The sequence below is a fragment of the Ruegeria sp. HKCCD7221 genome (genome assembly GCF_013031225.1).
Classification (GTDB): Bacteria; Pseudomonadota; Alphaproteobacteria; order Rhodobacterales; family Rhodobacteraceae; genus Ruegeria.
The window spans coordinates 61,045-80,260 of the sequence record NZ_WPZE01000005.1 but is presented as its reverse complement, the minus strand read 5'-3'; the positions used below and the strand labels follow the sequence as shown (position 1 = coordinate 80,260).

The 19,216-nt window shown below is 52.7% G+C and carries 21 protein-coding genes and 2 pseudogenes; 12 read left to right on the top strand and 11 right to left on the bottom strand.

Annotated features, from left to right (window positions below; all coding sequences use genetic code 11):
- Positions 1-85: 85 nt before the first annotated feature.
- From GOX73_RS13655 to GOX73_RS13645, 3 genes and pseudogenes are all read left to right on the top strand, one after another.
- Positions 86-175 (top strand): annotated as a pseudogene (locus tag GOX73_RS13655) (IS5/IS1182 family transposase); the annotation flags it as partial.
- 142 nt (positions 176-317) lie between these two features.
- On the top strand, positions 318-569 hold the full coding sequence (locus tag GOX73_RS13650) for a type II toxin-antitoxin system Phd/YefM family antitoxin (RefSeq protein WP_171123507.1): 252 nt from the start codon (positions 318-320) through the stop codon (positions 567-569).
- A complete protein-coding gene (locus GOX73_RS13645) occupies positions 566-832 on the top strand; it encodes a Txe/YoeB family addiction module toxin (RefSeq protein WP_171123509.1) in 267 nt (88 codons plus the stop codon). Before GOX73_RS13650 ends, GOX73_RS13645 begins: the two co-directional genes overlap by 4 nt.
- A 106-nt stretch (positions 833-938) precedes the next feature.
- On the opposite strand, the gene GOX73_RS20950 is transcribed toward GOX73_RS13645, so the two are convergent.
- The 3 genes and pseudogenes from GOX73_RS20950 to GOX73_RS13630 all read right to left on the bottom strand — a co-directional run bounded on the left by GOX73_RS20950 (position 939) and on the right by GOX73_RS13630 (position 3,998).
- Complete coding sequence (locus GOX73_RS20950; RefSeq protein ID WP_171123607.1) at positions 939-1,736, bottom strand: hypothetical protein; 798 nt, start codon at positions 1,734-1,736, stop codon at positions 939-941.
- Positions 1,728-3,283, bottom strand: a pseudogene (locus tag GOX73_RS20945) (AAA family ATPase); the annotation flags it as partial. The gene GOX73_RS20950 and the pseudogene GOX73_RS20945, both read right to left, overlap by 9 nt.
- A gap of 43 nt (positions 3,284-3,326) precedes the next feature.
- A complete protein-coding gene (locus GOX73_RS13630; protein WP_171134977.1) occupies positions 3,327-3,998 on the bottom strand; it encodes a TetR/AcrR family transcriptional regulator in 672 nt (223 codons plus the stop codon).
- A 13-nt stretch (positions 3,999-4,011) separates the two neighbouring features.
- Here GOX73_RS13630 and GOX73_RS13625 point away from each other — a divergent pair, with 13 nt between their 5' ends.
- On the top strand, positions 4,012-4,575 hold the full coding sequence (locus GOX73_RS13625; RefSeq protein WP_171123513.1) for a phosphohydrolase: 564 nt from the start codon (positions 4,012-4,014) through the stop codon (positions 4,573-4,575).
- A gap of 124 nt (positions 4,576-4,699) precedes the next feature.
- Here GOX73_RS13625 and GOX73_RS13620 read toward each other — a convergent pair whose 3' ends face one another.
- Positions 4,700-6,058: a tetratricopeptide repeat protein gene (locus tag GOX73_RS13620; RefSeq protein ID WP_171123515.1), complete on the bottom strand. Its 1,359-nt coding sequence runs from the start codon at positions 6,056-6,058 to the stop codon at positions 4,700-4,702.
- A gap of 118 nt (positions 6,059-6,176) precedes the next feature.
- Here GOX73_RS13620 and GOX73_RS13615 point away from each other — a divergent pair, with 118 nt between their 5' ends.
- From GOX73_RS13615 to GOX73_RS13600, 4 genes are all read left to right on the top strand, one after another.
- Positions 6,177-6,419, top strand: a complete 243-nt coding sequence (locus GOX73_RS13615; protein WP_170486699.1) for a hypothetical protein — start codon at positions 6,177-6,179, stop codon at positions 6,417-6,419.
- Between the two features lie 21 nt (positions 6,420-6,440).
- Positions 6,441-8,081 (top strand): sulfatase-like hydrolase/transferase, encoded by a 1,641-nt coding sequence (locus GOX73_RS13610; RefSeq protein WP_010443743.1) that lies wholly within the window; start codon positions 6,441-6,443, stop codon positions 8,079-8,081.
- 64 nt (positions 8,082-8,145) lie between these two features.
- Positions 8,146-8,895, top strand: coding sequence for a hypothetical protein (locus GOX73_RS13605; protein ID WP_171134976.1), 750 nt, complete (start codon positions 8,146-8,148; stop codon positions 8,893-8,895).
- A gap of 198 nt (positions 8,896-9,093) precedes the next feature.
- Complete coding sequence (locus tag GOX73_RS13600) at positions 9,094-9,738, top strand: hypothetical protein (RefSeq protein ID WP_171123517.1); 645 nt, start codon at positions 9,094-9,096, stop codon at positions 9,736-9,738.
- A 618-nt stretch (positions 9,739-10,356) separates the two neighbouring features.
- Here the strand turns inward: GOX73_RS13600 and GOX73_RS13595 are convergent.
- The 3 genes from GOX73_RS13595 to GOX73_RS13585 are packed head-to-tail and all read right to left on the bottom strand — an operon-like array spanning position 10,357 to position 12,366.
- The gene (locus GOX73_RS13595) at positions 10,357-11,415 is read right to left on the bottom strand and encodes an adenylate/guanylate cyclase domain-containing protein (protein WP_170463847.1); all 1,059 of its coding nucleotides are present in this window, start codon (positions 11,413-11,415) and stop codon (positions 10,357-10,359) included.
- On the bottom strand, positions 11,412-11,801 hold the full coding sequence (locus tag GOX73_RS13590; RefSeq protein ID WP_058276474.1) for a DUF1987 domain-containing protein: 390 nt from the start codon (positions 11,799-11,801) through the stop codon (positions 11,412-11,414). Before GOX73_RS13590 ends, GOX73_RS13595 begins: the two co-directional genes overlap by 4 nt.
- 10 nt (positions 11,802-11,811) lie before the next feature.
- Positions 11,812-12,366, bottom strand: a complete 555-nt coding sequence (locus GOX73_RS13585; RefSeq protein ID WP_170463849.1) for a SiaB family protein kinase — start codon at positions 12,364-12,366, stop codon at positions 11,812-11,814.
- A gap of 120 nt (positions 12,367-12,486) precedes the next feature.
- On the opposite strand from GOX73_RS13585, the gene GOX73_RS13580 reads away from it, so the two are divergent.
- From GOX73_RS13580 to GOX73_RS13570, 3 genes are all read left to right on the top strand, one after another.
- Positions 12,487-12,864: a hypothetical protein gene (locus GOX73_RS13580; RefSeq protein WP_171134975.1), complete on the top strand. Its 378-nt coding sequence runs from the start codon at positions 12,487-12,489 to the stop codon at positions 12,862-12,864.
- A 25-nt stretch (positions 12,865-12,889) separates the two neighbouring features.
- On the top strand, positions 12,890-14,356 hold the full coding sequence (locus tag GOX73_RS20760; RefSeq protein WP_171134974.1) for a SpoIIE family protein phosphatase: 1,467 nt from the start codon (positions 12,890-12,892) through the stop codon (positions 14,354-14,356).
- A gap of 102 nt (positions 14,357-14,458) precedes the next feature.
- Positions 14,459-14,842 (top strand): LysR substrate-binding domain-containing protein, encoded by a 384-nt coding sequence (locus GOX73_RS13570; protein WP_371808633.1) that lies wholly within the window; start codon positions 14,459-14,461, stop codon positions 14,840-14,842.
- Positions 14,843-14,861: 19 nt separating this feature from the next.
- Here the strand turns inward: GOX73_RS13570 and GOX73_RS13565 are convergent, their stop codons facing one another.
- From GOX73_RS13565 to GOX73_RS13550, 4 genes are all read right to left on the bottom strand, one after another.
- Complete coding sequence (locus tag GOX73_RS13565) at positions 14,862-15,431, bottom strand: carboxymuconolactone decarboxylase family protein (RefSeq protein WP_170761901.1); 570 nt, start codon at positions 15,429-15,431, stop codon at positions 14,862-14,864.
- A gap of 137 nt (positions 15,432-15,568) precedes the next feature.
- The gene (locus GOX73_RS13560; protein WP_170463857.1) at positions 15,569-16,054 is read right to left on the bottom strand and encodes a YHS domain-containing (seleno)protein; all 486 of its coding nucleotides are present in this window, start codon (positions 16,052-16,054) and stop codon (positions 15,569-15,571) included.
- A gap of 48 nt (positions 16,055-16,102) precedes the next feature.
- A complete protein-coding gene (locus tag GOX73_RS13555) occupies positions 16,103-16,969 on the bottom strand; it encodes a cysteine hydrolase (protein WP_170463858.1) in 867 nt (288 codons plus the stop codon).
- Positions 16,970-17,130: 161 nt separating this feature from the next.
- A complete protein-coding gene (locus tag GOX73_RS13550; protein ID WP_170686482.1) occupies positions 17,131-18,141 on the bottom strand; it encodes an AraC family transcriptional regulator in 1,011 nt (336 codons plus the stop codon).
- A 194-nt stretch (positions 18,142-18,335) separates the two neighbouring features.
- Here GOX73_RS13550 and GOX73_RS13545 point away from each other — a divergent pair, with 194 nt between their 5' ends.
- Positions 18,336-19,214, top strand: coding sequence for a bile acid:sodium symporter family protein (locus GOX73_RS13545; protein ID WP_171123536.1), 879 nt, complete (start codon positions 18,336-18,338; stop codon positions 19,212-19,214).
- Positions 19,215-19,216: the final 2 nt, after the last annotated feature.

The window sequence follows — 19,216 nt, the reverse complement described above, 5'->3', positions numbered from 1 at the left end:
ATGCAAACCAGTGAATTCGGCGTGAGAAGTCGACAATGTGGGATTCGGGCCAAACCCAGAACGAATACCAGACTACCCGGGGTGCAAGGACTGGAGGCGCGTGTCGATACATAATGATCGCTGTCCCAGAGTCTTCCAATCCGTAATCGCCCTCGCGGCAACCGTCATCTATTAGTTGTATGTCCCGACCCTAACTCACAGTGGTGTAGACATACTACAGGAATGGAAGCGCAATCTTGTGCCTGTAGATTTGCCGTTGCCTTGACAAAATACCTTAGCTGTACGATATATTGTACAACTGAAGGGAAGAAAAAATCATGGATGTTCTGACGTACACTGATGCTCGGAAAGAGTTGAAGGGTGTCATGGATCGTGTGATCCGTGATTCTGAAGAGATCATTGTTACACGCAAAAACCGCGAATCCGTGGTGATGGTTTCGCTGGATACCTGGAATTCTATTCAGGAAACAATGCACCTTTTGTCGACGCCCAACAACGCGTCGCGCTTGCGTGCATCTATCGCTCAATTGGATGCTGGAATTGGTGACGAGCGAGATCTCATCGAGTGAAGTTAGTTTTCTCGGACCAAGCCTGGGAAGACTATCTTCACTGGCAGGTGGCTGATCCTAAGAATCATAAGCGTATCAACGAGATGATCAAACAGACAATGCGAACGCCATTCCAAGGCGTTGGTAAGCCTGAACCGCTAAAAGGTGACCTTAGTGGCTGGTGGTCTCGTAGGATCACGAAAGAAGATCGAATGGTCTACAGGGTTTCCGGCAAAGGAGATGCCCAGGCTTTGGAACTCGCACAGCTACGATTCCACTACTGATTATGCAGGTCTCGTTTAACCGATGAAGGCACGGCTGCCCTGATGTTTTGAAACCCCACGCACTCGGTGATTTCTAGAATGTACCACTCACGGCAGCAATTGTTGCCTAACAGCCCGGTGCTGGTGTTTCACCCGAAGAAGCACTGAGCAGCTCAGAAAGCTCATCCCGTGTAAGCTGGCGCTGGGGCAGAAGCTGATCTGCCACGGATTGCACCAGGTCACGGTGCTCGGAGATAAGTTGCACGGCTGCGTCAGCCGCCGTGTCCAGCCGCCGACTTACCCGGTCTTCCAGCACGTGGTTTTCAAGCAAACTTGCCAGGGTTTCGTCCGTTACCTGGCGCCAGACCAGGCCACTGCCCCCGAGACCAAGCTGCATGTCGAGGCGGGCTGCGAGGAGGGTGGCTTGCGCAAGGTCGCTCTGAGCGCCGCCGCCAGCACCTGCAGAGGGTGCTCCGAGGAACACCTGTTCTGCGGCGCGACCCGCCAGAAGGCAGACCAATTCGGCGTCCAGTTCGCGTTTTTTCGGCAGGAGACTGGATGGACGGAACTGAACCTTGCCACCCTGCGCCCCGATTTCAGCGCTGACCGGAACGCCTTTTCCTGACAGGAACCCGGCGACCGCATGCCCCGCTTCATGCAGCGCCGCCCTGTGGAGGTCTGCATCAGACGCTGCGGGCACCAACATCTGTGCTGCGGACCACAGATCGGTGTCCATCAGGTTTCTGCGATGCCTTCGCGCCAGACTACGAGCCTGCCTGGCAACCGCCGCGACATCCGCACCGCTGCGCCCCACCAGATGGGCCGCGACGTGGTCCAGCTGACGGATTGGAACCTCCTCTCCGATATGCAAGTGGAGCATTTCGGCCAGCGCAAATTTGTCCGGCAGCGGCATGTTCAGTTTCATGTCAAACCGGCCGCTCCGGATCAGGGCCGCATCGAGCGCTTCAAAATCATTGCAAGCTGCCACGACAAATACGCCTTCGCAGGTCTTGGCGCCATCAAGCTGTTCCAGCAGGCCATTGATTGCATTGCGGATATAGCCGGAATTGTCCCCCGAAGCCGTGGCGCGGTCTCCGAAACTGTCAATCTCGTCGATGAACAGGATCGCTGGGGCCTGAGCCCGAGCTTCCTTGAAGCTCTCGTTCATCGCCGCAAGAAAGTCGCCCAGGTGGCCGGCTTTCTGCCAATCACTATAGCTGGTCGCCACAAAATGGGCTCCGATTTCTTCGGCAAGCTTTCCAGCGGTAAAGGTTTTACCAGTGCCCGGTGGGCCATAGAACAGAAGACCGCGCGGGATTTCGTCCCAGGGCAGGGCGCCGCTTTTCCAGCTGCGTAGGTCTTCGGCAAGTTGCTCCAGCAACACCCGGGAATTCCCGAGGCCCCTGACTTCGGCCAAGGCGCCAACCCTGGCCTGTGATTTTTTTTGGGTGACACGCTCGGCAAGCGCTGCGGCCATGTCCTGACTTTTGGATTTACGGATCGCAATAGCGAGCTCTTGCGGACTCAACTTGACCAGCTCTTCATCGCTGGGGAGCAGACGGAGCATGTCCCGTAGTTCAGTCAGGTTTTGGCGTCCGTGAATCACGGAATAGAGTTTCAAAACCATCTGGCGACTGAGCGCTGGCAGCGAAATAATGTTGGTGACGGCGCATCTAGCCACATCCGGCAGGTCAGCAACGGATTCCACCAAACACATCAGAGGCCGTTCTTCGCTCAGCTCGCCAAGCAACCTGTCCTCAAATTCTGTCTGCCGCTTCTGGGGATTGCGGGAAAACCCAGCAGAATGCGGGCTAAGAGTCCGGGCCTTGGGAACGTGACCGAACTTGTCGCACATAGCTGGAAGGAGACCTTTGTCGAGCGCGGTCTCAGAGGGTTCGATCAGGCCCTCGTCACCCGTTTCGATGACAGTCACGTTATAGGGGTCAAATAGGAAATCGACGAGTGCCTCACGCTGCTGCGGAAAGGCGGTGCACAATCGGATCAGTGCTGCGACCGATTGGATATCATAAAGCGAACACAATGCCTCCCCATAGCACTTTGAGACGCCGTAGGGATTGGCCGGGGCAACAGCCATTCCCGGAACGATTTGCCTGTCTACGGGGTATCCTTCGATGGTTTGCGCACTGCTCGCGAAGACGAAGCGGCGGATGTTTGCCTGACGAGCAGCTTCGATCAAATAGATTGTCGCCAATATGTTGGCAGGCAGCGCATCGTCAAATTCTGCGTTCGGGTCAGGTACGCCTGCGAGATGCACAACGTATCCACGCCCTGGCACAAAACCGCTGCGGCATTTGCGTCCGAGAGATCAGATCGCACGAAATGATGCGGTCCTGAAACAGGGCGCGCGGGTTCCCTTACATCAGTCAGCACAAACTCATACCGCTCCTGATACGCGGCCACAAAGGCCTGCCCAATCCTACCGGATGAGCCCGTCACCAATATCTTCCGCATAGTCTGTATCCCTCTCGTAATGAGCAGTCAGTCCTGGATCGGCCTAATTGGCCTCTCCAGCCGACAAAACGGCTGTCATCGACATACCAAGCAGTGTTCTCAAGGTGTCGTTTTCATGCTTAGACAAAGCATCCGCGCCAGCGGAGACACGACCCACGAACACTCCCGAAATGATGCTAAGCAGCAGTCCAGCCCTCTGCGGTGCCTTCTCACCTCCAATGATAGAAGAAAGTTCCTCTACCATTGGATTGCCGAGGTTTTTCCGAACAATGTCATGGGCTTCCGCCGATCCTGAGGACTTTATCGCAACAACCATCGGGTCAAAGTCAATCTGATGGTCAGCTTTTGATAAGGCAATATCGACGAGCGCTACCACTAACTGATCAGTTGTCAGTCCCCTGAGAGGACTAAGATCGCTGCACGATTCCATCACTGCCTCAAACAAGCCGATTTTTGAGCCGAAATACCGATTGATCAAGGCGGCGTTGCATCCCGCGTCCGAAGCAATCTTGCGCGTGCTGGCCCCGTCATAACCCGCTCTGTGAAACTCCAAACGAGCAGCTTTGAGCAACGCTTCTTGGGTCACGGCTGGGTTGCGCGTTTTCATTTCAAGTTTGCCCGACGGCCTCAATCTAGCGCTCAAGTAATCACCTGTTGACTTGCTGGTTAACCTCAATGTAATCACTTGATTACAACTAAAATCAGTCAGTTCCAAGAGAGCCTGCAAGATGTCTGATGAAATTCAAATTATCGATCATAGTGATCGAGTAGAACGCCTGTTCGCCCCTTACCGCGAGATCATTGGCGACGACTACCCGGCGTATCGCGGGCACGTTTACCGCGTGATCACATATGCGATGCATTTTCTGAACGGCGATGAAGAGGCGAGACCGTTGGTCGAAACTGCTTTCGTCTATCATGACATTGGCCTCTGGACAGAAAATGAGCTGGCATACCTTGGGTCTTCAGAAGGACACGCCTTGGCCGACAACGAGAAGTACGGTTGGGGGTTTGATCCTCAGCTTTTGCGAGATGCCATTCATTGGCATCACAAGGTTTTCCCTTACCGTGGCCCGAACCAAAGGATTGTCGAAGCCGTCCGCAAAGGCGATTGGATTGACGCCACAGACGGCAAAATCCGCAAGGGTCTTAGCAAGGCACAAGTCAAAGCAGTTCAGGATGCGATCCCGAACTACGATTTCGGCAATGTGCTTCAAAGACTTGCGGGTGATCTCGGGGGCAACAAAGTGAGCGGCAACCTTCGTGTCCTGCGTCATGTGTTTAAGTGGTAGTAGCAAAGCCGACATTTGACTGATCGCCGCAAATGGTAGCTTTGTCCGCAAATTAGACGTTCAAGCAAGTTGTAGCGAACGACCGCATTGCGAGAAATAGCGGCCGCAATTCGAATTCAAACTTCTAAGTTGGTGGCTTCCAATTGGCCTGTCTCATTGCGTTACCAAGGTCTTCCCCGTATTGCGGATTTGCAAAAAGCTTCTCAAACAGCGCATCCACGCGACTGTCAGGCCACTCGCGTGACAGTAGTTCAGATAGAGTCTGAGCTTCAGCCTTATTCCCCAACATCTGATGTGACGCCATTAGGTAAGCAACGGTTACAGGTCCGACAGGGCCGCCTTTTTCCGTTACTCGTTCAATGGCTGACACAGCGCCTTCATAGTCCTTCATATGGAACTTTGCTGACCCCATCGCGTTCTGAAACACATAACCCCGCTCTAGTTTGATTTTTGAAAGTGCGTCCTCGCTAATTTCTACGACTTGTTCAAATGAACCGGAATAGAGCAGAACCAGCGACACGAACTCCAAAACATGTACGTCGTGTGGTGCCAAACGCCGTGCTCTTTGCGCAAATTCTATGGCCTCAGGCCAGTTTCCCTTGGCAAACTTGACCCAGGCCATTGCGGACTGACTCCACCCCGTTTCCGGGGCCAACTCGATGGCCCTGTTTGCCTGAGCGTCGGCGTAGTTCAACATTTCCTTAGCTAGGCCGGCATCTGATGTAAGCACAGCAATTGTCGCAGCGACCTGCGCAGCGCCTGCATGACCGCCGAAGTAGCTTTCGTCGTTTTCAATTGCCCCCTTGAATATGGTTAAGGCCGCGTCAAGGCGCGCAGGTTCCAAGGCCGGAAAGATTAGATCACGACCAGTATTGGCCAGATTTACAGCCTGAAGGCGCATAGGGGATGCATCAAATATGGCGCTGCGCTCGTCACGACTCAGTCCGTCGGCTGGCGAACCGACTGGATCCGCCAGTTTTTTCGATAGCACCACAACAGCAACGACAAAACAGGCTAGAACGAAGAGGCCGGCAACTCCAACGAACGGGCGACGCCAAGTGTTTGCTCTGATTTCCGACCCAGCCGGAGGAGGCTGAAACGTCTCGGGCGACCTGACCAGAATCTCAGGTGCATAGCCGCCCTTTGGCAGGTCGAATATCGTGCCTTCTTCGAGACCGTCTTTGGTATAGTATTCGGCAAGCTTGCGACGCAGTCGACCAGCATCGACCCGAACCACGTTTTCACGGCGCGACATCTCTGACGGGGTCCCACCATAAACATCCATGGCGATGGTCTTGGCACGAATATCATCGGCCCGACCGTTGAGCGATTCTTCGACCACATACACCAAAAAGTCCTGCAATCGCTGCGAACCCGCGAAGGTCGAAGATTTGACAAGCCGCTGAAGTGCCGCCCGAACATCTTTGGGAACAGGTGACCCGCCCTCATTCAGTGCAGTAGATGTGTCTTTGGTTAAATCCATATTTTCAGTAAGTTACGCATTAGATTACACCGTATTATGCCCCGATAAACCTTTTGTGAAAAGTGAATTCGGCGAAAACTCAGGGCAGTCTGCTGATCCATCGAATGAGTCATCGCAATTGGAACGTTACGCCTTTGATACCCTGTTTCCCGATCACCAAACCGCAATTGCGGATTTACGGCGCGCGGATACGGAATTCGATGAGATCTGCCGCGACTATCAGCTTCTATGTGACGAGTTTCTGTCAATGAACTCGGAGCCGGGAAGCCACTCGTACCAATTCGCCTGCGATATCCGCGATACCCTGGATGGTCTTCGGGATGAAATCCTCCAATCGCTGCGGCGCACAGGAAAGATGTAATCCATAGGGGAAGGGATACCAATGAGATCATTATTGAAACATGCCTCAGCCATGGTGCTGATGGCTGGCGCGGGTTTTGCCCAGGATGCGCCCATCATCCATGATGGAGAGTTTGAGTTCTTGCGCGCACAGTTTGGAGAGCAATGGGATGCGCAGGACACCGAGATTGAGGCGAAACTTGCCGAGATCCGCGACGCCAATGGCGGCCAGCCGCCCAATATCTTGTATATCCTGATCGACGATGTCAGCTTCGGTCAAATGGGTAACCGGACGATGAACTACGTCACCGGTTTCGATACGCCCAACATCAACGACTTTGCCACCGAAGGTATGTCCTTGATGAGGATGTATACTGAGCCATCCTGCACACCGACACGAACGGCCATGTTGACCGGTCGTCATCCGGTGCGCGCCGGCGTTGAAGAGGTCAAAGTTGCGCTGGTTGGCGAAGGTCTTGCAGCTGAAGAAGTCACGATTGCCGAGATCCTGAAGGAAGAAGGATACAACACTGCGCATGTTGGGAAATGGCACCAGGGCGATATTGAGCAGGCCTATCCGCACAACCAAGGGTTTGATTGGGCCGCATTCCCCTTGCATCAGCAGGTTCAACTCAGCCTGATGACCCGGGATGCTATGGTTGCCAACAACATGCTTGGCTTCCATCCATCCGGTCAGTCCAACCAATTCCAGCTGGATGAGCGATTCAAACCCTACGGTCTGGTAACCGGCGTTGAAGGGGAAGTAGGCGGCTTGGCTCGCGAAGTCGACATGGCGCCGGGCGAAGAATGGACACAGGCCAAATACGAAGAAATGAACCTGCGCTATCAGCGACAGGCACTGGAACAGCTAGACCGCCTCGCCTCGCAGGACGACCCTTTCTTTATGCAATACTGGCCACTCTATCCGCTGAATTTTGCTTATCCGGATCAAGCCGTTTCCCGCAATGGTGGCTTTCATGCCGACAAGTTGCAGGTTCTGGACGGCTGGATCGGTGAGGTTCTGGCTAAGCTGGATGAAACTGGCAAGGCGAACAACACCGTCGTCATGATCATGGCTGACAATGGCTTGATGTATCACTACGAAGGAACGTCCGGTCTGAACCAGTTGATTTATCGCGGCGGCAAGACGCAGCACCTTGAAGGCGGAGTGCGAACTGACGCGTTCATCCGCTGGCCCGGCGCTATTGAGCCAGGTAGTGCAGCAGGTGACATCGTGCATGTATCTGACCTGTTCACCACCTTCGCGCGGATCGCAGGCGCAACTGACCGCATCCCGCGCGACCGCGTGATCGACGGCATTGACCAGACTGCGCTGTTACTTGAAGGTGAAGGCAACTCGCGTCGCGACTACGTCTATGTGTACGAAGGGCCCGTGTTGCGTTCAGTCGTGAAGCAAGAGTTCAAAATGCATTTGCCGGCCCCCGGTCAGCCCGGAGCTGCGGCCCCCGTGTTCAATGTCTATCGCGACCCACGTGAAGAACATCCGCTTGTCGGGTATTCATTATGGTCCGGTGCATCATTCCAAGACATGGTGAAGCGGCATGAGAAAACCATTGCAAAGCACCCGCATCTGCCGCTGGGCAAGGGTGTGCCGTATGAAGGTATTGAGAACCTTCGTCCCGAAAGCGAGTTGACCCGAGAAGTCTTCTCCAGCTGGCAATGATGAAGGTAGACGGCGGCGAGAACCTGTCGCCGTCTAACCTGACCATCCAACTTCTCCCAGGTGTATGATGTTACGCAACTTCCATTGTCTTGTTCCTCTGATCTATGCACTGGTCGTGGTAGGCTCTGCTTCCGAAGCTGAGGAAAACGCGTCAAATCCATTGGCTGCGGTTAACAACACCGACATTCGATATCAGTACTTCGATTTGGCAGGGGGTGCAGACCGTCAGGATGCCTTTGTCGATGGTGCATACATGTTACGCCCCGATCTAAAACTAAAATACGAGCTCCACTACAATTCAACGAATGCAACTGGCGAAAGGTTCAACGGGTTCGAAAAGACAAGCTTCAAGCTGATCTACTTTCCCTCACAGAAACCCTTGAATGACACCTGGAGCGTGAAGTCCGCACTTGGTTTGGAGTGGATCCTCGATTTTGGTGACCCCGACGAAGGCATCGGCACCGGGTCGGATCAGATAGCCCCATTTGGTGGGTTCGCATTTGCAAACACTAATACTGGGCTGACTCTGATCCCTCTGGTCCAGCACTTTGCTTCATATAACGGTTCGACCGATGTCAGCCAGACTGCGATGCGCCTTATTGCGCTTCAGCCATTTGGTGACGGGTATTGGGTCAAAGCAGATATCAAAGCTCCATACGATTGGGAAAATGATGCGTGGCCCGCGACCGCAGAATTCCAGATCGGTAAGAACCTCAGCCCTGGAATTGCCCTCTACGCAGATGTGTTGGTCGGTATTGGTGCTGACAGACCCTACGACCAAGGTGCCGGGATAGGTCTCAGATTCAACTACTAACCGCCGCCAATATGCAAGGAAACTCCGATGCTCCATCTCAGATCAATTAGCGCACTCGTATTTCTGTCCGGCGTATTATCTATGCCCGGGCATTCCCGCGCTCAGTCTCTACCTGCGCCAGGTCAAAACGAAACAGGCTGGCGGCATGGAGCCTCATTCTATCTGTTCACACCCCTAAGAACCACAGGTACGTCAACCGTGGCTGGACAATCCGCGGAATTGGATCTGGACCTTGGTGACGTCCTGGATGTGCTCGATTTCGCGGCAGCCGGCCGGTACGAGGCTTGGAACGGGGATTTTGGGATCATCGTTGATGCGAATTATGTGGGGATCGAACAGGATACCACATTGCCTGGCCCTCTCGGTGCCGGGATTAACGTCGACGTTCGTCAAAAATGGTTTGGTGTGCTGGGGGCTTACCGTGTTGCAAATGGCGTGTACGGTAGCAGGAGCCAGCGATATGCAATCGATCTCCAAGGCGGTCTGAGGTACAACTCCATTCGTCAGGAAATTGACCTAACTACCCCGGGACCGAGAAATCCACCTACATTGGGCGGAGATCAGGGCTGGATCGAACCAGTAGTCGGAATACGAGGAATGTGGCGGGTAAACCAGAAATGGACTGGGATTGCGTCTTTGGAACTTGGCGGGTTTGGTGCCGGTGGAAATGATCTCCAGGTTGGCGCAAACGTTGGTTTCGACTATCAGCCGTGGGAGAAAGCTGCGCTCACATTCGGATATCGTTACTTTAGCGTAGACTATAGTGACACTTTGAGTTCCGGTGAATTCGCCTATGATGTCGACCAGCATGGTCCATACATTGGAATCAAGTACTTTTTCTAACGAATGGGCGTGAAACAAGTTCCATAAGAAACGAACAGGGCCGGAAACTCGCGCTGCGTCAACTCTGTCGCTAGTCTGACCACGGCTCGGCGACATGTGCTTAATCGCACTAAGGTCGATCTACGCCGGCATCAAGTGCAACTGCAAAGCGCGGTTACCTCCAGCATTTGGTTAGCGAAAAAACTCGGTTTTGATTGTCTCCTCTGGGCTGCGAATAGTCCTTGATTGTTCAGCCTTCGATGGCGACTTTGTCCGCATAGCAGTCATTCATGACAAGTGCAGCGTATGACCGCTTTGAGCCCAAATTGACTGATGCTGCGCGAAGCTCCAATGACAGCAATGCGCAGAAAGCGGGCTTTGCAAAGTTTGGCGAACAGCTCTCTTCTGACATCCAAGGGTAGGTCTTTATTCTGCGGTCGCAGATCGAATTGCAGCCGTCCACTGCAAGAGCAATGTATTGGGTTGGGTGAGTTCACAGTCCGCGGGCGAAGCTACCCTTGAGGCAGGTTACATCTAATTCAGATCTATGAACAAAACCGACCTTGTCCACAGCATGGAACAACTCTTGAGTATTCGTGGGAATTTGCCGAGACACGTTCAAACACTGGCTGCGAGACCTCAGTGTTCGTTTTTGCGGAGTGATGCAAGCGCCGTCTTAAGTATCTCTAAGCTTGCAGCGCGTTCTTCTGGTGTCATCGAGCTCGGGTCCAACACCATTTGAAAATTCGGGTTTTCATATACAACTTTTTCTGCGCGCGGTCTCGATTTCTTTTGACCCAAGACGCGGTATGTCATGACAGGTTGAGCCACGCCTTTGACTTGGATAGCACCGACTTCTTCGGTCTCTATTTCGTGGTTCACGTGCGCCCAGGTTTCGTACGAGATGTAAATCTCTCCTTCCTCGGCCTGATGCTCCAACCTTGATGCTACGTTCACAGCGCCGCCGATAATGGTGTAATCCATTCGGTCGTCACTTCCAAAATTCCCAACCGTACAAAAGCCTGTATTGATACCTATACGGCATTGTAAATGTTGCCTTATTCCTTGACGGCTCCATTTTGCCCGCAACTCTGTCAACTTGTCTCGCATTGCAATTGCCATTCTCACGCATGCCATAGCATCTTCCCGCACCCCTTTAGTCTCGGGATCTCCAAAGAAGACAAGGATTGCGTCGCCGATAAACTTATCTATCGTCGCACCGTGGTTCAGAGCGACTTCCGCCATTTCGGTCAGGTAGCTGTTCAGGAGTTCTGTTAAATCTTCCGACTCCATCTGATCCGTAAGCTCTGTGAAGCCGGCGACGTCCGAGAAAAACACTGTCAGCTTTTTTCGCTTACTCGCGAGTTTAACTTCTTGGCGACCGGAAAAGATCGAGTTGTAGACTTGAGGCGATAAGTATTTGGCAAGCTTTCCTGACAATGCCTCAAGCTCTTGGTTTTTTTGGGTAACTTCTTCGGCGGCGATGCGCTGTTTTTCGGCTAATGCATTCAGCTCCCGCTCGTTACGATCACTTAATCGCATCATGCGCCGTGTGGTTCTGAGCAGCTTTCTGTATTCTCCGACAAGGTTTTCAATTGATTTGCGTGCTTCACCATTCGGAAATTGTCCACTGTTTAAAGCTGCTTCCGCGACTTCCAAAGCCTCGTTCTCGCGAACAAAGAGATCGTCGATAGTCATCGATCCAACAACTTTTCCAGTGTGAATTTGGCATGTTTCAGGTCTTCCCCAAACTCCTCCCCAAGTTCTTCCATGGTTTCGTCTTCGGGGTCGTGAAACCAGTAGACGTCAACACTTTTCCCCGCCTCAGCCGCGGAATCCAAAAGCTCCATGATCAACATGATGGCCTTGGCGCTGGACGAATTGAAATAGATGAGTTCAAAGTCAAAACGACATTTGGATATTGAACCATCCGACAACCAACTTTTTAAAGCATCAAACAACGGGTTGTAAAATGTCGTAACATCCTCAGGGTAGGATTCCCCAATCAGTTTGAGGTGGCCAACGTCAAAATCGAACGCCACGGCCGGGGTGCGGTTTGTTGCCGGGATATCAATTTTCTGCATTCGTACCCTCTTAAACCGTCGCTTTGAGTGCGAAGAATGCGTGCTGATCGTCAATCCGCATAAAATCAAACTCGATTGGCTTTGACGCTCGGCGCGCAATTTCAATTAACCCGATACCTGCACTATTGCTGACGGCGTCAGTTTCTGACCGGAGTTGGCCTTTGTACGCAGCCCTAAGTTCCTCACGATTCATGGCGCGTAGTTCGGAAAGTCGTTTTCGCATGTTGTCTACGTCACTCAAAAGGATCAGATTGCCCGCATGAACGACATAGCCGTCGGCCTCGTTTCCTATGGTCACGATGCCGTAACTTATATCCAGTACCTCGGTCTCACCGTCGGCTGGTAGCCGTTCGACTGAATATCTGATCATGTTCTGCATTTGCTCTACGAAAACAGCGAAAACGCTTCGGAGAGTTTTGGTGTCGGCATCTTCAGACACTAATTTCTGCTTTAACGCATCGCCAACACCACTGAGGATACCTTCGGTTACATACCCACTGTATGCAAAGACAACGCCTTGTCGGCGCAGGTTGGCGCGTAGTTCGTAGACTTCGCTTGCAAGCATCTGTTCCCCTTGGTCATGCTTGGGTGGCACCAAGTTCAATTCAGGTCTTAATATCATAAGATACACATTTATGCATTTTTAGTGTATCAATTGTGCAGTGTTGTTAGTGGGGAGGTTAATATGATTAGGCTATTGTGTTTGGTCGCCGTAGTAATATCGTCCGACCCGGCTACAGCGGCCGATATTCCAACTGAGGTCAAGGCAAAGCTCCAATCCGCCATGATTTCGCATGTCGATGGGGTCATGGTCGACGGTTCTTACACGTATCTGGACACGACCACCAACGCGTTTGAAACCGTTTACCCTGCAAATGTTCATCCCATGGTTCTTCTTGCGGGAAATGACTATTTCGTCTGCTCTGAAATGATAACCGAAGATGGCGACACCGTGACCGCAGACTTTCTAGTGCGTGAAGTTTCCGGGGACTACAAAGTTGTACAGATGATCGTCAACAATCGTGGCGCTCTTCAGGCCGCGATGAAGAACATCGGGAACTAGATACCGGACACTATAGAGGCATTTAGTGGGTAAACTCTGGGCATTCTTGAAGCGCCGAATATTTCTGAAGCATATTCTGGCGACCCTGCTGCTCGGAGGCGTGTTAAATGCCATTGTGCTTCTTTTTTACTATGAATTCAAAAAGAAAGCTCAATCGGATCAGGTTGCCGCAGAGGTTGCAACGATTGCCAATCGTATAGCGCGCCCGTTGGCTGAATTGGTTGAAGTAGGGAATTTTGCGCAAGCAACGAGTCTGCTCGCCGTCTACTCGGGTTTTCCTTACGTTATTTGCGCTGAACAGAGGTTAGAGCGAAGCTTGGAAACACTGGTTTCCTGGCCTGCTATTGGATGCGACAAGATAAATAAATCTGGTCTAGACATCGTCGTTTCTGTTCCTACGGCCGCAGGGCCAGCCACGATGTTGGTCCGAATTGATCAGGAGATCTTGAACAATGAGTTAAAGACAGAAGTAAGTGTTGTGGTCCTTCTTGGAATCCTCGGGGGATTTGCGCTCATCTTAGCAGGCGCTGCTGCATTTTTATGGCTCATCAACAGACCTCTAGGCCAAATGTTAAAAGCCATCGAAAGGTTCGAGCAATACGATGACCCTAAAATTGTCCCATACGAGTCGGAAGATGAGATTGGCAAGGTTGTTCAAAGCTATAACTCAATGCTGGATCGCGAGGTTGAACGTGTCAATGAAATCCGAGAGGCGCACCATCAGATCGTCGCAAGCGTAAACTATGCCACGCGAATTCAGCAGGGTTTGTTGCCTACGACAAGCCAGTGCGAGGAAGCCTTTGCTGATTTCGCTGTCATATGGGAACCACGCGATTTGGTTGGTGGGGATATCTACTGGATCAAAACGGACGGCCCAATTACGACGCTCGCCTTAATTGATTGCACTGGACATGGCGTTCCCGGAGGCTTCATGACGATGCTGGCAATCGCTACACTCGAGCGGCTTTACTTCGAAAATGAAACGCTTAGCCCGTCGCTGGCACTGTCCAAGTTGAGCGATTTGACGCGTGCACTTCTAAATCAGGATACTGCAAACTGGACTTCCAACGACGGCATGGACGCCGCGATTTGCCAGATCGATTCAGCAAAAGGGGTGGCGACGTTTGCAGGTGCGCGTATGTCTCTTTTGGTCAAATCCAAGATCGGCATTGACCGAATCCGAGGTGATAAGCTGAGCATTGGGTATGTGGACACTCCTATTGGTCCAAAATTCTTGGAGCACGAAGTTCAAATAGATCAAATCACAGATTTTTTTGTTTCAACTGATGGGTTGATTGACCAATTAGGTGGAGAAAAACGCTTAGCTTTTGGTTTTCAAAGAATTGTATCTGTATTTGAACAGGAAGAGTGGTCGTGTTCGGAAGATCTATTGTCGGCTATTCACAGCGCTTTTCAAGATTATAGTACGAATGAAGAACGTTTGGATGACTTAACCATGCTTGCTTTTCGCACTGCTCGAAATACAGATTAAGGTGTGTTTGTGAGGTGCGACGCCCTCCGCTTATCCGTAAACGTTGATGTCTACTCCTGTACTATCTAAGGCTTTGTTAGGCGTTATTAAAACTGAGGTGACATTGATTTTTCCCCGCTGAACAGACGCTACAGTGGACTGAATGCATCGGCCCAATGGCATTTTCAACGGGGCAGAAAGACTGTCACCAAACGCATGAGCACACGCATCAGCATGAACACAAATGACGCTGTGATCGAGTTGGCCTTGCAAGGTCATGGTGTCGGGCGGCTTCTGTCCGATCAAGTCGCACCCTACATTGCAGATGGGCGGCTCAAGACTGTTCTAAAGTCGTATGAACCACCCGAAGTCCCCATCCATCTTGTGCATCAAGAGGGACGAACCGTGTCTGCGAAGGTGCGCACCTTTGTTGACTTTGCTGTCGGACGTCTAAAATCACATCCCCTTCTTGTCGGGAATCAAACACAGGTCCAAAAGCAAGATTAACAAATGGGCGGGCGTCGCGCTATTCAGCCACTGCCGCGACCGAGGCGATCCATGCATTTGGCACAAAGGCATCATCCAACGCGGTGTCCGCCACATGGTTCGTATAGTTCGACAGGGTTTTCAACGCTGTGCCGAGGATGACTTCCAGCATAGATTGGCGTGTGTAACCAGCGGTCAGAAACGCCTCGACCTGTGCGTCGCTGGGCCAGCCTCGGCTTTCGTTGATCACGATGGCGAATTTGCGCAGTGCTTCCAATTTGGGGTCGGCGATAGGGCTGCCATCACGTAACGCTGCGATCACGTCTTCAGGGACACCGGCCATCAGTGAAAGAGTGGTATGGGCGGCCATGCAGTACTTGCACCCATTCAACCGGTTATTAGTCATAAGGATGATCTGGCGCTCAGTCTCTGACAGGCTGGTCTTTCCAAAGATGCTGGAAAGTGTCGTATAGCCTTCCAAAATTGCGGGCGCTTCGGCCATGGCCGCATAAAGGTTGGGCACAAAACCATATCCTTTCAGCGATGCTTCCAGAATTGGTTTCGCGGCATCAGGGGCTGAGGCGATTGTATATGTCTCAAAATCAGTCATGTCTGGTTTCCTTTGGGAAGAGTTTTCGACACACGCGAATTGTCATTGCGGACAGGGTGTCTTGGAGAAATGCCGGCCTTTTGGGGAGGGGAGAGGCAGCGGTGGCTCCGACCGGCAAAAGCCACCAAATTCCTCGATCAAAGGCTGCCGACAGGAGTGTTGTGGATGTCTGCCCACTTGGCATGGGCGCCTTGGATCACGGTCTCTTTGTCCTCAAGGTACTTCTTGAAGATTTCCTCGTTCACAAAGAGATAGAGCTTGTCGTCCACGATATCGGCATACCGAACATCGCCATCAAGCTTCTTGCCTACATAGACGCCAAAGGCGCAGAACCCGCCGAATTGAGGCAGATGTGCCGTCGGATCCGCCTCGAATGTGGCTTTCGCTGCCTGCGACGCAAAATAGTAGTCCACTCCATCATGGGCTGATGTAAAAGTGGCGTTGCCCATTTCGGGTATTTCGGCTTCAAACATCGATACAGGATCGACGCCATGCATGCCTAGGGGCTGCCCAGTCAAGGTAAGACTGTTCGAAACGTTGTATTCATCGTCAGCCAATGCCGCCGCCGCCAGGGCGAGAGTCAACGCTGTTGTAAGCGCGGGAAATTTAAAGATGCGTGTCATGATATGTCCTTTCAGGATGCTAGGATCAAATTTGAAGATCGATTTGGGTCAGGCCGATTGGCCAATGCGCTCAACCGCGTCGTCGGTCCACCAGACGCCGTTGGCGACCATGCGGAAGTTGATGACGGCGGCGAGATACCCGTCACCTTCAGGCACCTTGGCCCCGGCTGTGGCATCGCGAACGACAGCGACTTCGTAGCCCAGCTCCAGCAACTCGTAGAGATGCGCCTGCGTACACAGGTTCGCCGACATCCCCGCGAGGATCACCTTGTCGATCTTGCGTTTACGCAATTGCAGGTTCAGGTCATTCTGAGCAGGGCTGTAAACCTTGTGTGGCGAGCAAATGATGGTTTCGCCATCCTCGATGTACTTCTTGTATTGCGGCATCCAGTCGGCACCTGAGCCCTCGAAGTTGTCTAAATTGAGCGGTCCCAGGCGGTCAAACATGCCGATGCTGTGCATCGTGGCTTCCAGAGTGCCCTCGAACTCCCATTTGTGGTCATGTGGGTAGTAATAGTGGGGCGAGATGAAGACCGGCATCCCCGCAGCCTTGGCGGCAATGAAAAGCCGTTCGATATTGTCGACCGTGCCCTGTTCGGTCACGCTTTCGCCAACGACACCCCACGTCACACCGTCCTCTGACAAAAAATCAATCTGGGGGTCGGTCACCACAAGCGCAGTACGCCCCGGCTCGATGGTCATGTCGATTTGGGGAAGGCCTGGATTTTCCGGGTCAGCATAGTAGGCGCGTGCTTCGTCGGTCGCGGCAAGGGCCTGCCCGCCAGCCACTATTGTTGTACCTGCCGCGGCCGCACCGGCGGCTTGTTGCAAGAGTCGCCGGCGCGCCATATCAACGCGTTCGGGCGTGACGTCGCAAGCGCAGCTTGCTCCATGTTTGTGGTCATGATTGCTCATTGCAAATTTCCTTTGTCTGAGAGGGGCAATTGGGTTTGCTTTACTCGGCAGCGCCCCAGGTGGATCTGACAAAGAAGAAGTTATGCACCACATCGATTGAGGTATCGGCCCGCCCTGCCAAGGTTTTGGCCGAACCTGCCATGTGGTCTTGAGGTGTGTGCCTAGTCGGAGGTCGCTTGCTGCCTGAATCGTGCCGGAGCCTGGCCAACCCAGCGCTTGAAGGCGCGGCTGAACGTGCTCTGTTCCGAAAACCCGGTCATAAAGGCGATCTCGGCTATGGAAGCCTTACCGTCACGGAGCAGGTCACGAGCAAGTGCAACTTGCGCCTGACCAAGAACGTCGCGATAGGTCAGCCCTTCCTCGGCCAACCTGCGGTAAAGCGTGCGCTCGCTCATTCCCATCTCTTGTGCGACATGCGCTGCTTGCGGCGCGCCGTTACTCAGGGCCGGTGTAAGCCGGTGGACAATTGCTTGGCTCAGTGAGGTGTCGTCATCGCGAGAGTTGAACTCCTCATCCAGGTGCTTCGTCATGAAATCTGACAAGCCCGGATCGCCAAGGCGATTTTCGCTTTCCAGCATAGCAGGGCGCATAGCAATGGCGTTGTGGGCGCTCCCAAATCGAACCGGGCACCCGAAATATTCGGCGTAACGCTCTGGTTCTTGCCTGCATGGATGCTGAAACGTGACATATGCGAGCGACAACCCATCACCCACAAACCGATGCATGTTCCTCGCAAAGGCCGCAAGCGCGCATTCGTTGCGCAGCTCCAAGGCAGCGCGATGTGATGTTTGTCCCTCAAAAATCCAAAGGACCGGATCGCCGGTTTCATCAAGTCTGTAAACTGCGGTGTCCGTTACGAGACGAAAATAACGCTCGATCCGTTGCAAAGATTGCCGCAAGGTTGGAGCTGTCTTTACGGCTAGGCCAAGGACGCCGAGATCATCGGTCGCAATCGCGTTCGCATAGGCCTCAACCAACGCGGCCTCGTCCGCTTGTTGCGCACGAATCCAATCGATCAGATCGAAATACGCATCATCCGCCAATTGGCCGTCTTGAGCTTCTGGTAGACGCAGCACGACAGCGCCATTCGAAATCAGGGCGCCATCGTCGTTTAGCGTCATCCCGGCGGCGTTGGCCATCGCGCGGGCGAATGCGTAAGTTACACTTGCCATACAGTGAGATTAGCACTGGAAAGCTCTTTCACGCCAGATCGTCCAACCCTGTGATAGGTATAATAAATAGAGACAGCCTCGATCTTCGGGCGCTTGAGGATAAATGCGCCAAACTGATAACACTCGTCATCAGGTTTTCTGAACGGTATCGTCCGAAAGCGTGCGGAAGCATGCAGCCATAGAGGTCATGGTAGATGGGCGAAGTTTTCATATCTGTGCTGCTGCCGCTCGCAGTTGTTGTTATCATGTTCTGCCTTGGCCTCGGACTCACAGCGGCTGACTTTCAACGCATCGGACGACGTCCACGGGCCTTTTGCGTCGGCGCTCTCAACCAGATCATTTTGCTGCCTTGCATCGCTTTGATGGTGACTTTTATCTTTGGGATTTCCGCTGAGGCAGCCGTTGGCATCATGATTTTAGCGGCCTGTCCGGGCGGGGCGATCAGTAACATCGTAACCAAGCTTTCGAATTGGGATGTCGCTTTGTCCGTTACTCTTACAGCAGTCTTCAGTCTGACTTGTGTCGTTACCGTACCGCTCATCCTGGGGTTTTCGATGCAGATGTTCATGGGGGCAACTGGGCCCGCTATCGACATTTCTTCGACGGCTTTAGCAATGTTTTTTTTAACAGCTTCACCGATCCTAGCCGGGGTGATCGCGCGATCCTTGGCGCCGCGAATTGTAGCCGCGGTCGAACCAATCTTTAGCAAGGTCTCTATGCTACTTTTTGCGATGGTCATCGGAGGCGCTATCATTTCAAACTGGGTGGTGGTCGCGGATAACTACCTTAGGCTTGGACCCGCACTTTTTGCTGTAGGTGCGTCACTCACGTTTATTGGCATCATGAGTTCAGGGATGCTTGGATGCACAGAAATCGAGGCGAAGACGATTTCAATTGAGACCGGCGTTCAAAACGGAGCTTTGGGAATCGCAATTGCCACTTTGCTGTTGCCTAACGCCAATGGGTTAAGCGAATACGCCATACCATCCGCAATTTATAGCGTGGTCTGGATCGTAACAATGTTGCCTGTCTTCGCCCTCCTTGCGCGAAGAAGCCCAATTTCACGATCTTGACG